The organism is Desulfonatronum parangueonense, assembly GCF_054656975.1.
In genome coordinates, this window is sequence record NZ_BAAHXH010000003.1 from 4,254,983 (window position 1) to 4,269,983 (window position 15,001).

The 15,001-nt window shown below is 50.3% G+C and carries 13 protein-coding genes; 3 read left to right on the forward strand and 10 right to left on the reverse strand.

The window, feature by feature from the left end:
• Positions 1-942: 942 nt before the first annotated feature.
• The 3 genes from ACYQ15_RS19030 (at position 943) to ACYQ15_RS19040 (ending at position 2,706) form a co-directional block, all read left to right on the forward strand.
• Positions 943-1,173 carry a hypothetical protein gene (locus ACYQ15_RS19030; protein ID WP_459939068.1) on the forward strand — a complete coding sequence of 77 codons (231 nt, stop codon included), beginning with the start codon at positions 943-945 and terminating at the stop codon, positions 1,171-1,173.
• Positions 1,170-1,808 carry a hypothetical protein gene (locus tag ACYQ15_RS19035; RefSeq protein ID WP_459939069.1) on the forward strand — a complete coding sequence of 213 codons (639 nt, stop codon included), beginning with the start codon at positions 1,170-1,172 and terminating at the stop codon, positions 1,806-1,808. The genes ACYQ15_RS19030 and ACYQ15_RS19035 overlap by 4 nt, the downstream gene beginning before the upstream one ends.
• Before the next feature lie 70 nt (positions 1,809-1,878).
• Positions 1,879-2,706, forward strand: coding sequence for a tetratricopeptide repeat protein (locus ACYQ15_RS19040; RefSeq protein WP_459939070.1), 828 nt, complete (start codon positions 1,879-1,881; stop codon positions 2,704-2,706).
• Positions 2,707-4,063: 1,357 nt separating this feature from the next.
• Here the strand turns inward: ACYQ15_RS19040 and ACYQ15_RS19045 are convergent.
• From ACYQ15_RS19045 to ACYQ15_RS19090, 10 genes are all read right to left on the reverse strand, one after another.
• Positions 4,064-5,239, reverse strand: coding sequence for a MerR family transcriptional regulator (locus ACYQ15_RS19045; protein ID WP_459939071.1), 1,176 nt, complete (start codon positions 5,237-5,239; stop codon positions 4,064-4,066).
• Between the two features lie 166 nt (positions 5,240-5,405).
• Entirely contained in the window at positions 5,406-6,578 is a 1,173-nt protein-coding gene (locus ACYQ15_RS19050; RefSeq protein ID WP_459939072.1) for a site-specific integrase, read from the reverse strand.
• 454 nt (positions 6,579-7,032) lie between these two features.
• Positions 7,033-7,248: a hypothetical protein gene (locus tag ACYQ15_RS19055; RefSeq protein ID WP_459939073.1), complete on the reverse strand. Its 216-nt coding sequence runs from the start codon at positions 7,246-7,248 to the stop codon at positions 7,033-7,035.
• Entirely contained in the window at positions 7,238-7,507 is a 270-nt protein-coding gene (locus tag ACYQ15_RS19060; RefSeq protein WP_459939074.1) for a BrnT family toxin, read from the reverse strand. Before ACYQ15_RS19060 ends, ACYQ15_RS19055 begins: the two co-directional genes overlap by 11 nt.
• Positions 7,508-7,672: 165 nt before the next feature.
• Complete coding sequence (locus tag ACYQ15_RS19065; protein ID WP_459939075.1) at positions 7,673-8,269, reverse strand: hypothetical protein; 597 nt, start codon at positions 8,267-8,269, stop codon at positions 7,673-7,675.
• Between the two features lie 105 nt (positions 8,270-8,374).
• Positions 8,375-8,602 carry a hypothetical protein gene (locus tag ACYQ15_RS19070; RefSeq protein ID WP_459939076.1) on the reverse strand — a complete coding sequence of 76 codons (228 nt, stop codon included), beginning with the start codon at positions 8,600-8,602 and terminating at the stop codon, positions 8,375-8,377.
• A gap of 9 nt (positions 8,603-8,611) precedes the next feature.
• A complete protein-coding gene (locus ACYQ15_RS19075; RefSeq protein WP_459939077.1) occupies positions 8,612-9,367 on the reverse strand; it encodes a SapC family protein in 756 nt (251 codons plus the stop codon).
• 201 nt (positions 9,368-9,568) lie between these two features.
• Positions 9,569-11,935: a DUF4214 domain-containing protein gene (locus ACYQ15_RS19080; RefSeq protein WP_459939078.1), complete on the reverse strand. Its 2,367-nt coding sequence runs from the start codon at positions 11,933-11,935 to the stop codon at positions 9,569-9,571.
• A 323-nt stretch (positions 11,936-12,258) separates the two neighbouring features.
• Positions 12,259-14,226, reverse strand: a complete 1,968-nt coding sequence (locus ACYQ15_RS19085; protein ID WP_459939079.1) for a choice-of-anchor L domain-containing protein — start codon at positions 14,224-14,226, stop codon at positions 12,259-12,261.
• A 305-nt stretch (positions 14,227-14,531) separates the two neighbouring features.
• Entirely contained in the window at positions 14,532-14,930 is a 399-nt protein-coding gene (locus ACYQ15_RS19090; protein ID WP_459939080.1) for a GxxExxY protein, read from the reverse strand.
• Positions 14,931-15,001: the final 71 nt, after the last annotated feature.

The window sequence follows — 15,001 nt, forward strand, 5'->3', positions numbered from 1 at the left end:
CCTAATCCGGCCAAAATCCACCTTACCAACCTGGGCCTCGCACCTTACCAAGGTGGGCCTCGCACCTTACCAACCTGGGCCTCGAATGCCCATAACTATTTGATATTGATGGCGAATCCGGCCCTAGATAATATGATAATATAGATACGCTTCTCCTTCGCTTCAGCTCAGGGAAGCGGAAAGGGAGAGAAGCCAGAATACAAAACCGCCCCGCGCCCAAGTTAATTGGGCGATGGCGGATAGTCTTCGCGACTTGGGACGGCCTTACGGAGTGAGTGATGGAGTGGGGGCTTCTATGGCCAGTTTTTTCCCGCAGCAAATTGTTCATATTAAACAATGCTCAAGTTGAATGCGGAATTTAACTGTCTTGGCAAAAGTTTTTTTGAATTTGTCTTTTTAGTTGACGCAAGTCTTTGATATTATAAATAATTATACGAAAAAATAGTTTGTGCTACCGTTGGTTTGAACACACCCAAGTAGAAAATGCCGATACTTGAGTACGCTTATGTTACAGAGGGTGTTACTTCGACTCTCGGTGCCGTTACAGCAATGATGACAGGGGGGGTAATTATTTTTCGGTCAGGTACGACTTATTCAGGAAGTGTTAGTTCTTTGCTACAGCTATATACCCTCGTCTTATACTTCTTGGCATCACTACCGTGTAATATAGCCATTCCACGCAGCTGTGTCTTTGTCCACTGATTAATGTGTGTAAACAAGACAAAACACGTTACAGGGGTATCCTCGGGACAAATAGAGCCATACTGTGCATACAGTGCAAATCTTTGCAAACGTGTTTTACGGAAGTCATCAGCACATCTGCATCATTGATTCCTAAAAATAATTTTTTGAATCTAGTTAACAAATACGTTTTTTGGGCGCATTATTTACTATAGGTTAGGGAAAGAAGTGAAAGATAAACACAAGTCAAAGGACACAGCTATGGAAATTCAGGAATTGGACAACCAGGTTGGCGCTACGAGAGAGCGCCGTGGGATGCGGAAGGTGGGTGCGCCCGCCGGCAATACCAACGCAAAGAAGCATGGCTTCTATAGCAAGGGGGCTAAAAAAGACTGGGAGGAGATGGATTCCCTGATTCGGGAGTGTCACCGGCTGCTGCAGAAAATTGAGTCTGGTGAATTGCAGTTTTCCGGACAGGCGCACACGTCATGAGCATGAGTACTGAAGCCGCGTTCGATGGTTCGCTTTCTCTCGGTGCGTTGTTCGAATATTTTACTCAGCCGCGGTTTGCTCCGGCCTTCCCCGAATCGCCTGAACCCAAAGAATCTCTGGCCAAGGCTTTAGGCGTGGAAGAGCCCGAAGACGGTGAGCTCGTGGAATACATCCCGCGTGTTGTGCCGCAGCAGCAGACGCCTTTGGCAAACCTCGCTGGAAATACAAGGCCAAGCTTGGCCGGAGCAAAGTCTAATATTGTGGATATGTTTATTTTGAATTCAGCGTGGCCGGTTTTCTCTGCGGCTTCTCACCAGACGGCAGACGATAAACAAAGCCAGTATTTTGCTTTTGTGAAGGAGGTTGCTCCGGAATCGGCGTTGGAGGGCATTGTAGTCGCTCAGCTGCTTGTGCTTCACTTACAGGCAATGCAGCAATTCAGAAGCGCCAATAGTGTCTCGTCTCAGGAAAGTGCGGACAGGTACAACAAGGCCGGACAGAGGCTGCTGAAGCAGTTTTCGGATACCTTGAAGTCCTTGCAGAGGCTGAAAGGACAGCATGGGAAACAGGAGGTTACGGTAAAACATGTGAACGTGATGGCGAACCAAGCCATCGTGGGTGACGTTGTTCGGTAATCTAGACAAAGGTTTAGCGCCACAGTGGCAGATTCAAAGCACATTTAACGCGTTCATGAGGGTTGGCGAAATGTCCGACAAAGAGACCGTTGCATCAGATAAGCAGCAAAATCAGATAGACTGCTCTAAAGTGCTTGATAAAGTTCGACAGAAAATAGAGACCGGAAAATATGAAGATGCTCTGTACATCTCTAAAAAGGTGTCCAGGTACGCTTCTCGAAATTTTGGAAATGGGCATCATTATGTTCATGAGGCAATACATTTGCATGGAAAGACCTATCATAAAATGGGAAAGCTGAATGAAGCCAGGGCGTACTTCACCGAACTTCTTGAATTGATTGAAAGCACTTGTGGTGAAAACGATTCGGAAGAATGTGCCATGATTTGGTATGATTTGGGGAAAGTACTTATTGATCAGGGTAATTTTACTTTGGCTTCCGTGAAGTTGGAGCGAGCAGCTAGAATTATTTCTCGTTCAGAATGCTACTGTTCCGCAAAAGCGGATATCCATATCGATTGGGCAGTGGCTCTTGTTGAGCAAAAAGACTTCTATAGAGGGAGGCAGATTTTCGAATCTGGATTTAGAATGCACGAATATTCGCATTCTGAAAAAACGAAATTACTTGAAATCTTGGCTAGGTTCAGCCAAGTGGTTGCGCGTAAGTATGATATTCTTGAAGCCAAGCCTTACCTGTGTCGTTACGTAAGGAGGTCGAGAGGAATGGAATGTGACCAACTATACATCAACTCGCATCCTATTCACAGCTTTGACGACATTGATTTTGTTTACGACCAAGTCAACAACAGCAGGAATATCAACTTGGGTAGAATTGACGACGTGTTTGTTCCCACGTTCCTGAAGAGGCATGTTGAGGATGTAGCGGCAGCGGAATGTTAATTTGTTTTTATAAATTGCTGGAGCTGAGCTTGCATTATCCTGGCATTCTCTTTTTGCTTGCAGTTCCGTCTGTACGTACACACAAAAAACAAAAGCCTCGATCGCGGGGCTTTATCATAATGAGGTATATTTATGAATAATGAAATCATCTGGATCAATCCTTATCGAGGGTCTATTGATCAATTTGAGGAGACCACAAACGAAGCAATCCACTTTCTGACTTTTGGCACTTTGTTCACGTATTGGTTATGGGGAGTTCCTGGTCTGATTATCTATCTTGTCTTTTTGTTTATATAAAAAAATATTTGTGGTTGCCGAGACTTATGTGTCGGCGAATGATGCAGCATCTTTCTGCATTTTCTTGTCGGCTATAGCTTTCTGTCCCTTCTCGTATACTTCCCCACATTTCTTCCCTGCATTTCTTCCCCTGCGCTTTGTATGACGATGTGTAGGGTCCAGAGTCTCATTCGTCTCTCTTAGAACGGTCCTTCACTGGGCCAATAGGGAGTACACCCTCCAGGTCAGGGTAACAGGTGAACACCTCTCCTTCATGGCATCTCGTCTGCCAAGCTTTTATTGTGATATTAAGCGGTTTCCTCAACACATAGCGACAAAGCCGTAGGCTTGGGGTGTTCACCTGCTTACTCGTGTTTCCATTGCCTCGGGAACACCCGAAGCCAGGAAAATTCTGGACGAGCCTGCTGACCATGGACGTGTTCACCAGTTCCGGTTGCGATGACAATGGAGTAAACGGCGCGAAGCTAGTAAATACGGGCCTTGATCGGAGGTGTTCACCTGTTCACCGGCCTGTGCCTTCGTGATCAGTGCGGGCAGCTTTACGATCTTGGTCCGTTCAGTTCCAGGTCTTAAAGATTGTTGAACCGCGTTCCTGAAGGGGGTACAAAATTTCTACCCCCTTTGTATCTTCGGGATACCAGAACGCATCTGGGCACAATGAAGACCAGCCTCCAGCCTCTTAATCATGGCCGGAAGAATAGCGACTCCAAAAGCTGCGCTGTACAAAATGTCGGAGAAGTATTTAAAAAAAGGTGGTTGTGTATTGGGTAGATACAGTCTACCCAATCCTGGATTCGTTTGGCGGGTCATAGGGCAGTGCTATCTGCTCCCATGAAAATTAACGGTTGGTTTTGATCTGGCCGCCATTCGGACACAGATCAACAGTAATTACGAAAAATATCTGTAGCTGTCCGGGTATCCGGCTAATTTTCGGTGTATAGGCACTCCTGCCGTGCCCTTGTGAGGCTACCGACATTGCCTGAATACTTCCGAAAAGTGCCGAACACCCGGACACACTGTCATATCCGTCAGTCATTCCTCTCAAACGGCTGTTCGGTTACTACCGCCCCGTGATCAGATTCCGCAGCGTCCCCCGATTCCAGCCCTCCCGACCACTCAACGTAGGAACCCCGGCCTCATTCAGAATCTCAGCCAGCACAGCATAACTCTGCTCCGGCCCCTTTCGGCGCTCACTCAGCACCCACTGACGAACAGCCTCACGATCCGGCTTGCCTTCATGGACAGAGTTCCGAACAAAATCCAGATCGGCATGGGAGTATGCCGGTTCCATCCGTACCTGCATGCCTTCAAGATCAATTTCGGTGGCCATGGCTGGGGCCTCAACGCCCAGCTCGGTTTCGATCTTCTCCAACCGGGTCAGTAACTCGTGCGAGAATTTGTAGAACTGGGTCAACGCGGAGTTCAGTTGCGGGAGCAGCTCGCTGATCTCGGAGAGGATACGAGACTCCAGACGGGAGAGGGAGTGGTCGAGCATGTCCTGAATTCGCTCTTCGAGGTCAGGGCCTGTCGGGCTTGGTTGGAAGGGTTGGGCTTGTTCGAGTTGTGGCTCTGGGGCTTCTACTGATTGGTCCTGGCTGTGACTGGTCACGACTGGCTGCTCCTGGTCGTAACTGGTCATCACCGGTTCGTCCTGGTAATGACCAGTTACGACTGGTGATGACTGGTTGCTACTGGTCACGACTGGTAGCAGCTGGTCACGACTGGTCATGTCTGGTAGCAACTGGTCACGACTGGTTACGGCTGGTAACGGCTGGCCGCGACTGGTCACAGCTGGTTGCGACTGGTAACAACTGGGAACTTCGATTTTTGCCCTCCATTGCATAACCCATTCTTTTATTTCTCCATCTTCGATGACCTCTTCTTGGCCAGAAAGAACGTTCCTGATCATCTCGAAGGTGTATCCTTCGTCCTTGAGCACGGATGTTAGCCTGAAGAAGTCAACGCATTCAGTGGGATACTTGTCGTATTGTCCTCCAAAGCGGCTTGGGAGCAGGGGTTGCAGTTGGTTTCGGAAATTGACAACCATCTTGTAATGCACGTTCAACTCGCGAGCGATCTCGCGCATGGTAAGCAAGCTTTTCTCCGTCATATCATCCTCCAGCATCAATTTGACATCAAGCCGCCCAACCCCAGCACCAAAAATCATGGCATCAGCATCAAGCGGCAACAAAAAAGGGTGGTATTGGCTGACATCATTGATGCTCGCCGGTACCACCCACCACGGAACCCATCAGAATGGGCACATACCTTCACAATGGATATTCAACTGTCTGGAATAATGTCTTCTTTTTCTCGGCCACCCATCAGCATGGCTTTCACCTGCACTATACCCACCAGGCATCAAGTAGTGACATCAGGTTTTATGTAGAGCCCATGCGGGTTCAGAGGCCATTTTCCACCTGCACAGTACCCACCACGCGACCCACTTTTTCGGTGGCCTGCTTCAGGGTATCGCCGGTCAGGTGGGCGTACCTTTGGGTGGTGGACAGCTGGGAATGGCCCAGAAGTTTCTGCACCACGTAGAGACTTTCGCCCCGGTTCACCAACAGGCTGGCGTAGCTGTGGCGCAGATCGTGGATTCGAACGTCCGGCAGGCCAGCCAGGTTCCGGATGCGGTCCCAGCTGGAGAATATGTGAACCAAAGGCTTTCCCGTGTCTGGATTGGGAAACACGTACTCTGAGCCGTTGCGCCTGCGTTCAAGCAAATCCAGGGCTTGTTGAGACAGCGGCAGCACTTTTACCCGTTTAGATTTGTTCCGTTCTGCCGGGATGGTCCAGGTGCCTTTGTCCGCGTTCAGCTCCTCCCAGCGCATACCCATGACCTCGTTGCGCCTGGCTCCGGTCAGCATCAGGAATTCAATTACGTCCGGCACAACAGGGCTTGCGCACTGTTTCAGCGTTTGGAGAAGCCGCAACATCTCTTCTTCAGTCAGGAACCGTTCTTTGCGAGCGTTGTTTTCCAACGGCTTGGCGTTGCGGGTTGGGGCTTTGTCGATTACCTCCCAGCGTTCCGCCAGGTTGAAAATGTACTTCACCAAAGCCATGTACCGGTTCACGGTTCCGGCCTTCAAGCCGCCTTGGTGCAGGGCGTTCTGAAAAGAGATCAAATCCTGCGTAGTGAACTCGTTCATCCGCTTCTTGCCCCAGAGCCGGATCATGCGCTGTTCGATTAGCTTCTGGTCCTGCTCCCAGCTACGCTTGTACGTTTTGGCGTAGGGCAGGTACTGATTGTTCACGAAGTCTCGGAACGTCGGCACGGCCTTCATCTTCTCCAGTGCCACCTTCGGATCGAAGCCGATCACTGTCTGGCTTTTCAAAGCTTTGGCCTTTGCTCTCGCCTCTTCCAGTGTGATGGTGTCGGGAGTGCCGAGTTTCACTTGTCGAATCTGCCCGCCCTTGTCGCGGTACCTCAGATAGTAGGTGGCCGTTCCTGTGTTGCGTACCTCCAGCAAGAAGCCACCGAGGCTGTTGTCGAAGTAGTCCACTTTCGGTTTGCCATTTTTCGGCACCGGTGGACTCGCCACAAACGCCGGTCGCAAATGTACCTTGGGCATAAACACCTCCTGAAAAAGTTAAAGCCGCCCTGGCTGATTCCAGAGCGGCTTGAGATGGTTTCCTTGGGATACTAAAGAGGTCCCTTTGGAGCTTATAACAACTTCAGGTAGGTGTTTTTGAAAATTACTGGTGTTGGAGGGGATTGGAGGGCTTGGATTGGGCCTGCTTGAGGCCAGATATGGTCAGAAGGCGCTAGAATCGATTTTGCGGCGTTCAATTGGATTTTGTATGACTAGCTTGGCAGGATGTGTAAAAATACGATACAGGGCAAATATGGGGATGGCTTCTGAGCTGAGAGGGCAGTTTATTGAAGGTCCGAGGATAAGACCTCAGTTGCTGCTGGGACGGACAAGTGGAAGGTGATGGTGATGGGCGTTATCAGGATGAAGGCAATAAAAAAAGGGAAGCTGGTGGGCTTCCCTTCAGTAAGAAAATCAGGACGTGCAAGAGCCTTCAGTAAGAAGAGTTTGGTGATGGGTGGTGTTCACTGCAGTATTTCCGTAAGGCGCGGTTGACTGCCTCAGAATCAGGAAAAAACTTCAAGAGGTCGGGCTCAATGTAGACCAGATTTGTCCCATCCTCACGATATCTCTTGGCGAACTTGCCACGTTCGCCGGATTTGATGAGTTCCGGTGGATATTCAGCGCGTAAGGTGTCGTCATGATTCATATGCTGATCTCTCCTTGCGGGTCATGTGCCTGGCTGAAATGATTCGGATCGACCCTGCCCGTTCAGTAAACGAAACCACAAGATGTCTTCCTTTTGAAGAGGTTCCGAAAAGCAGGTAACGATCTTCCCCAACCGAATGATCAGGGTCTGCTACGCAAGATGACAATTCATCCCCAAAAACCTCGGTAGCCTCTTCAAACGAAACGCCATGTTTATTGAGATTTGAGAGGGCTTTTGCACCGTCCCATGTGAAGTCCATAGCGAGCCGATATTATTGGTTTGATGCGCTGGCAGAAGGCTTGTGGCCAAGGGAAAATATTAATTTGGTCAACTTGTCGAGTATGTTGGTGATCTCGATAACCAAGCTGAATCGTAAGACAGAGGCTTGGGGAAGGCAAGGCAGGGTACCCTTAAACCTTCAACCTCAATTCACCACCAGCTTCTGCCCATACTCCAACGGCTTCATCCACTGAGCAGTCAGCTCAACATTCCATCCGGCAGAATCCGCCTTATCCCGTAACAGCCGTAGTACCTGATGCGCTTCGGGTCGGGCAAGGGCGAGGGCAGCGATAGGTTCGGGATTCTGTTTTTCGGAGTTCAGCCTTTCGCCGGAAAAGCCGATCAGTAGCAGGCTCTCCTGGATTTCCAGGTGTGCGGCGGTTATGTAGTAGATTCTGGTGAACTCGGATGGTAGTTGCTCTTTCTGGTTCCGCTCCGCTTTTCGGGAGCCGGTGTCGGTTTCGGGATGGGTACCGGCAGGTGGGGCAGGATTGGTGAGAACGAAAATTGATGCCACGTGTTCCATTTGCAGCACTTCGTCTCTTTGGGCGATCCGTTCGGCATTGGGGTGGCTGGCGGACAGTTCCTTGCTCATGCGGACAAGCAAAGCCCCGAGGATGCGTCTGGAGATGAACGCTTTGCGAAAACCTCCGTCCTGAAGATGAAAGATCAGGAACAGGCGGTCTTCTTTTTGGTTGTAGCCGACGGAGAGCTTGTGGGCTTTGGGATAGGTGCGGGTCACTTCAGGTGTCTTCGGCAGGGTATGCGTGAATGGGCTTTCCTTCTGCAGCTACTCAAGTATCTTCTACTGGAATCTCGAGGTAATGTTGATGGCAATGGAAGAAGATTATTGCTGCTTATCGAGGGACTCTTGTTGTGCTTTCGCTTTGAGTTGCTCGTCGAGTTGCTTCAGGCCGCCTGCCATGGAGTTGACGAACTGTGCGGCTTGATTGATAGGGATAATCAGGGTGCCTGCTTCTAATTGCGTGTTGTCAGGCCCGTTCTGTATCATTGTGATGCGGAGATTATTGTTGGAAAAGCTGACTTTGCTGATTCCATCCGTGAAAATATGCATGGTTGCTCCTTATTGAAATTTAATCATGTCGTCGTCGCCGATGACAAAGCCGAGGTTTTCCGTTTCCAGCACAGTTGATTGCCCTTTGAGAACACCCATGCGTAAGTTAGCAAAAGAAAGCAGGTGGGCATAGATCAGGGGAAGTGCTCCGCTGTCTCTGAGCTTGTTGAATTCCTCATGAGGCAACTGGTTCAGTTTCTTTTCATCTACAAATTCCAGACCTGTGAGCTGATGGTTCTCCTGGTCTTTCTTTTGAACCTTAATTGCCTTTTCAACCAACAGATCGGCGTCTCTGATAATCTGTACAAGTCGCTGGGTTAAGGGTTCGGCTTTCTGCATTTCTTCAAGCTGTCTCATGTACTCTTGAAGAACTTGGGTGGGTTTGCCCATGAAGAATAGGGGCTCTCCATGGTCTACGCTGATAAGGTCAGAGTCCATATCCACAGCTACACCGTATTGTCTGGGATTCTTGGTATTCTGTACTAGTGTGAAAGGATAGGCCCTGATACGTCCTGGTACGTACTGAGATAGCCACCTACCATCTGATGATACATACGCGTTAACATTATTCTCAAAACCGACTAGTGTAGCTATTGAAGGCTTATCTTTGAGAAATACCAAGGGGTATTCTCTGGCTGTATCAGACATTTCTGAATAAACTATAGGGATGAGCATCTGCTTGGATGCGAAATGAAAACTATTATTACGAACCAACCTGAGATTTTCATGTTCTTTTGGGTTGAGTAATACAGGTTTGATGTACATATCATGGAACTCCATAGTTAGGTTACATAATACAACTTAGGTTGACGAGTGGATGTGATAGCGACGAGAGAGATTGTTGGACGTGAAGGTAGATAATTTCCCCTTGTCATCTAACCAAATCAGCTCTCCTTTAAAATAAAATAGGGGGAGCTGGATTACAGCCCCCCCCGATTAGGTCATGCAGGTCTTAAAGCGTGACGCTTAGGCGGTGACCAAGAAATTGAAAGGTGTGAGGTTTGCTTCGTTGACACCAAGCAGTGTGATCGTGCCGTCGAACAGAGCCGAATCGATAGTAGCGTCAGGGCCACCGCCAATTGTAAGCTGACTCACGTCCGTGATGCCAAAGGCGGTAAGGTCAAGCCGGTCAGCATTGCCGCCAGTACCAATGGTGAAGTTACCTATTTCGATCGTTCCGATATCGTCACCGACGAAATTGAAGATCTCGCGCGATTCCCCGGCGTTCGCGGCGTAAAAAACGTTGCCTTCGCCGATCATGATCGTCAAGACCTGACCCAACGAGTCAGCAGCGCTCATGTCAATCGCCGCTGTACCTTCGAATGCCGAAAGATCGATGGTTGCTAGATCCTCAACCCCTGTACCAATATCAAAAATTACGAGACTCGAATCCTCGTTCCCCGTCACGACGATGGAAGTGAGGTTGGTCATCTCGAGAGCTGTGTCGATCTCGAGGATCCCTTCACCAAGGTTGAGAGTCAGAGTCTCCAACTTGGCAGCGGTCAGGGTGTCGACATACACAAGGTCCAAGGCAGCTGTTTCAGTTGCATCAATCGTCAGGTCGGTGACTTCGGCCAAAGTGATGGTACCGAAGAAAGCTTCATCTTCGAGGACAATAGTCAGGTCGCCTTCAATGCCAGCAGCAGTGAGGTTGACATCGCTAGTAAAACCAACCAGGTCTTCAAAAACAATGGTGTTTCCGGAGAAACCAGTCAAAGTCAAAAGGCCTGCGCCATCAACTTCACCTTCGAACACAAGTGTTGAGGGATCAATCCCTCTTGTATCGAGCGTAGCATCGCCAGAAACGTCGAGATCACCCGCAAATGCAAGTGTATCGACTCCGTCGATCGTCAGGTTAGCAGCAGCCGTACGGCCGAAGTTCAAACCACCGATCTCAGTATTGTCGAGATCTCCCGCGACTGTGAGTGTATTCTCACCGCTGCCAAGATTAATGCTGAGTGAGTCTGCTGCAGTACGGGCTTCCAATTGCTCGAAGGCGATCGTCAAATTGTCGTCACCAATGCCAGTTACAACAGACTGCAATCTGGGAGCACCTGTCACAATGTCCTGTCCAGAGATATCCAAGGTCAGATCGGTGCTCAGACCTGAAGCGTTAACGGTCCTGATGTTGGCGAAGTCGTTCGCGCTGGTCAGCGTGAGATCGGAATTACCCGTAAGCGTCAGGGTCCTGATGCCATCAAAGCCATCAAGCAGATCGATGTTACTGTTGGCTGTGACATTGATCGTCGTTGAAGTCAGATCAACATCACCGTCCACGTTGACTTCATGTAGAGCACGAGTACCATTAGCCACAATGGTTTGAGCCGTGATATCGTTGGCTACTTGATAGTCCACAATGGTCGTACCACCACGTACATCATTCAAACCGATAACGACTTGGTTCTGGACATTTTCAAAAGTAAGGGTTTGGCCTGTGATGGAACGATCGTTCCACAGCTGCTGAGCGCCAGTAACATCGGTCATATCAATGTTCGGGTCACCGTCAACAGCACGAATGAAGAACTGTTCAACGTTGTCGATAGAGAAGCCAGAAACGTTGTCATTCAAAACAGCGTTGAGGCGATCGATTCCTGCGCCGCCATCAATAAGGTCGCCAGCGCTCAGGGTCATGTCGTCTTCAACGATCGGGGCGTTAAACACGTCATTACCAGTAGTGCCGGTGATGTCGTCGATACCAACAGTGAGCGTGAAGGTCTCACCGGGAGTCGGAATCGGGGGAACAGCTTCCTGAGCCGCCTGCTTCTGGGCTTCAACATTCTCGGCTGTTGTGTTGTTAATGATGGCAGTTGCCTCGGCACTCTGCAGGAATTCAATGATAGCATCCTGATTAGTCCAACCGGCGGCAGCGGCGGCATCGGTCATGGCTTCGGCTACTTCAACCTTGGCGGTCAGCAGGGCAGCATCGTCGCCGTCGAGGATGATGGCAGTGTCGATGATCTGGGCGATGAATGCACCCGGATCGACATTTCCTTCCTCAAGCTGACGTACCCAGTAGCTCAGCGCGGTGTCGCCTTCCACTTCCGGATCGCCTTCATCAGTTGCGGGGTCGCGGTCAAAAAGATTTTGGTAAACTTCCCTGACAAACTGTTGGTAGTCAGCGGTGGTAATCGGCTCCTGGGCGAAGTACTTCTCGAAAAAACTGAAATTTGCCTTTGCTTCCGACTGCTGAGCAAAGTTTGAAGCAATTCCGGAAAAACTCAAGTTTCCGGTGTTGAATTGATTCGTCCAGTAGTTGATACCAGACGGATCCGCTGCCCTGCCAAAGTAGGCAACATAAATACCTTGTACAAACTGCTTGGTCGTAAGCGCCATGATCACTTCCTCCTAATTGTTGATAGAAAAAAAATACTTGCCTAAGGTACGCAAAATTCTGACATGGTGGTTTTCACTACGGCTGGTTCAGAGAGAAGCTCCAACACTTAAAAAAAAAATCCTCCTTTCAATTTGCAGCCATGCCTCATGCATGCCCGGTAGCTGAGTAAACCACCTATGTGCCCAAAAAAATCAGATTACATTTTAAAACCGCACGAGAGCGGATGTCAAGCAGGGGAAGCTTGATTGTACGCGACTAACTAAACCTCGTTTGTTTTCAAGCGACATAGCTCCAATAAGTAAATGTTGTCAACCCATAGGAGTTAAATTCCAGAAAATTCGAGGCATATTCCCTGCAACTGAATCATGTCGAGCATGTTATCTCCTGCTGAGTCCTCCCATCCAAGATCAGACGTTTGTTCCGTCAGCCATGTCATCTGCATTACCGCATTCTGTGCGGGGAGTAAGATGTCCTCGGCCTGCGCCTGCTTCTGGGCAACGTTTCCTGGGGTCGTGGCGGCAATGATATCCTTGATTCCTCCTTGCAACAGGATACCGGAATCAATCATATTGGCACGGACGATCGAGGTGACATGTTCGGCCACCTGCATCTTGGCCAGGATGGTCTGGGCGTCCGGGCCGCCGGCGTTGGAGAGCGCGGAATTGACGATTTCCGCGATGAACACGCCGGGATCCACCGCGCCGGAATCCAGGAGGTTGAGCCAGTAGCTGAAGCCTTCGGCATCGGGAGCGCGGTTGAACAGGTTCTGGTAGATGTCCTGGATGAAGCTCTCGCGCATCTGCGGGGTGATGTCGTCACCTGCGGTGTAGGCGGCGAAATAGTCGTACGCCGCAATGGCCTCGGGCTGAAGAGCGAAGGTGGAAGCGAACCAGACAGCGTTTTTCTGCGCGCCCTGGGCATCAGTACCCATCCATTGATTCAGCCAGTAGTCCAATCCTTCCGGATCGGCGGGTCTACCCCAATACGCAAGGTAAATCGCGCTGAGCCAATCTCCGCTGGTGAACTGAATCCCGGTACCGGGCTCAAAGGTGACCGCGGTGCCCTGCTCCGTCTGACTTACCTGGAACTGGCCGTTGCTGTAATCCCCCTGCAGAGTGACCACTGTATCGGATTGACCGTCGCCGTTGGAATCCACGTGCAGGATGGCCGAACCCATGATCACGGCGAGCTGTTCCGGATTGAAGAACGCGCCGAGAAAAAGAAGCGCATCGTCGGCGTCGAAGCCGTTGATCACGTCGTTGTTGAGCTGCTCCAGGGTTCCTTGGATGAGGTTCTGGCCGCCGGCGGTGAGGTCGTAGAAGTCCTGTCCGGTGCTGCCGGTGATGATATCGTTGCCCGGCCCTGAGATGAAGTGGGTCGGGGTGTTCGGGGCGGGAGGACCCATCACGCCACCTTCGGCGGGCGCCTCCACCACCACGAGCACGCCCTCGAAGTCCGTGCCCAGGCTCTTGAAATTGGAGACGAACAGACCGGAGTCCCATTCGGTATCGCCGGTATCCGCAACGCCGATGCGCACTGTGTGGATGGGTTCGTTGATATCAATGGGGATGTAGATGGTCATGCGCGGGGTCAAGCCGTTGTATTCGATGGCCAGCGGCGCGTTGATAGAGGGGCCGTCTTGCAAATCTTCCCAGTCGAAATCCTCCCAATCGAAATCCTCCCAATCACCAAAGCTCGCCGTGCCGATATTGTCGATGAACCGGCCGTCGCCGACGGTGGCGCCGATGATGCTCAGGGGCTTGGCGGGATCGCCGTCCAGGTAGGCGTAATTGCGTCCGTTGACCGTGATTGCGGCGATGTCCACAAATTCCGAGTCGATGAAATCGGGAAATTCTTCCGATCCGAAGATAACGTCGAAGCTGATGCCCCGGACCCAGGGATCGGTTACGGAAAACGAAAACTCAAGGACCGAGGCGTCAAATGTAGGCCCTGCCGCAGGAAATGCCTCCAAGGCTATCTGGCTGAGCTCCGCATCGCCAGGGGCGAAATGTGCAACGGTATAGTCACGCTCTGTATTTTGCAGGGGTGGCGATCCGTCGCCGGAGGTGAGGAGAAGTCCGCTAGTTTCCATGCCCACGGCTTGGCCTTGGTGCATGCCGAAAAAGATGGAGCTGAAAAAGGACGTGGCGCCAGGGGGGGTGGTGAGGCGCACGCTCTGCCAGTCGATGTTGATGCCGGGAATATTGGCGATGATGTGGGAGAGAAGATCTTGCGGAGTTTGCTGGTCAGGGTCGTACAGGTGAAAGACATTTGTGGAATCATTCGACATGACAGATCCTCCTGTAGATGATGTGAAAGTTTTTGCATTTTTGCTATGGAGGGGAGGGAATGTCAATGGGGGGGTGGTTTGTTGGGCTTATGGGGTTTGTGGGGTTTATGGGTTTTTGGGGGGGGAGTTTTATGAGTGGAGGGAGAGAGGAAGATTTTTTGACAGGATGAACGGGATGGACGGGATTTTCAGCCATGGCCCGGAAGGCCAAGGCTGAAGAGCCATTCGCTGCGCGAGGTTGGTTTCCGGGCTTTGCCCACTTATCCTGTGCATCCTGTTCATCCTGTCAAAAAAATCTTCATTCTTTAATGGGTTGCGGGCATAGTCCGAGTTAGAGAAAGTTTTCTGAACTTTCTTTTGACCTCAACTCGTTCCGGACCGAAATTAATGAGCAGGCCGATATCGATTTTCAGGGCATGGAGATAATTAACGAGCTGGACTTCGTGCGCCTTGGCCAAGCGTTCAATGGACTTGAATTCCACGATGATGCTGTTTTCGACGACAAGATCGGCCTGGAATTCTCCTACTGATTGCCCGTTATAGATTACGAAAAGAGGTTTTTCAGACTCGGCCTTGATGTCAGCATTGGCCAGTTCGATGAGCATGGCCTTGTGGTAGACACTTTCGAGAAAGCCAAAGCCAAGACTGTTGTGGACTTTGTATGCACAACCAATGATTTTGCTGGTGATTTCTTGGTGTTCCATATCCTTATGCGTTTTGAAGTTGAATAATTTGTGTTGTTTCGGTGTAACTGCTTTAGGAGGGAAAGGAAAGA

Bases quoted from the DNA above. Each gene is read 5' to 3' on its own strand.
- ACYQ15_RS19030 (WP_459939068.1), top strand. From the start codon at position 943: ATGGAAATTCAGGAATTGGACAACCAGGTTGGCGCTACGAGAGAGCGC.
- ACYQ15_RS19035 (WP_459939069.1), top strand. From the start codon at position 1,170: ATGAGCATGAGTACTGAAGCCGCGTTCGATGGTTCGCTTTCTCTCGGT.
- ACYQ15_RS19040 (WP_459939070.1), top strand. From the start codon at position 1,879: ATGTCCGACAAAGAGACCGTTGCATCAGATAAGCAGCAAAATCAGATA.
- ACYQ15_RS19050 (WP_459939072.1), bottom strand. From the start codon at position 6,578: ATGCCCAAGGTACATTTGCGACCGGCGTTTGTGGCGAGTCCACCGGTG.
- ACYQ15_RS19055 (WP_459939073.1), bottom strand. From the start codon at position 7,248: ATGAATCATGACGACACCTTACGCGCTGAATATCCACCGGAACTCATC.
- ACYQ15_RS19060 (WP_459939074.1), bottom strand. From the start codon at position 7,507: ATGGACTTCACATGGGACGGTGCAAAAGCCCTCTCAAATCTCAATAAA.
- ACYQ15_RS19070 (WP_459939076.1), bottom strand. From the start codon at position 8,602: ATGCATATTTTCACGGATGGAATCAGCAAAGTCAGCTTTTCCAACAAT.
- ACYQ15_RS19075 (WP_459939077.1), bottom strand. From the start codon at position 9,367: ATGTACATCAAACCTGTATTACTCAACCCAAAAGAACATGAAAATCTC.
- ACYQ15_RS19080 (WP_459939078.1), bottom strand. From the start codon at position 11,935: ATGGCGCTTACGACCAAGCAGTTTGTACAAGGTATTTATGTTGCCTAC.
- ACYQ15_RS19085 (WP_459939079.1), bottom strand. From the start codon at position 14,226: ATGTCGAATGATTCCACAAATGTCTTTCACCTGTACGACCCTGACCAG.
- ACYQ15_RS19090 (WP_459939080.1), bottom strand. From the start codon at position 14,930: ATGGAACACCAAGAAATCACCAGCAAAATCATTGGTTGTGCATACAAA.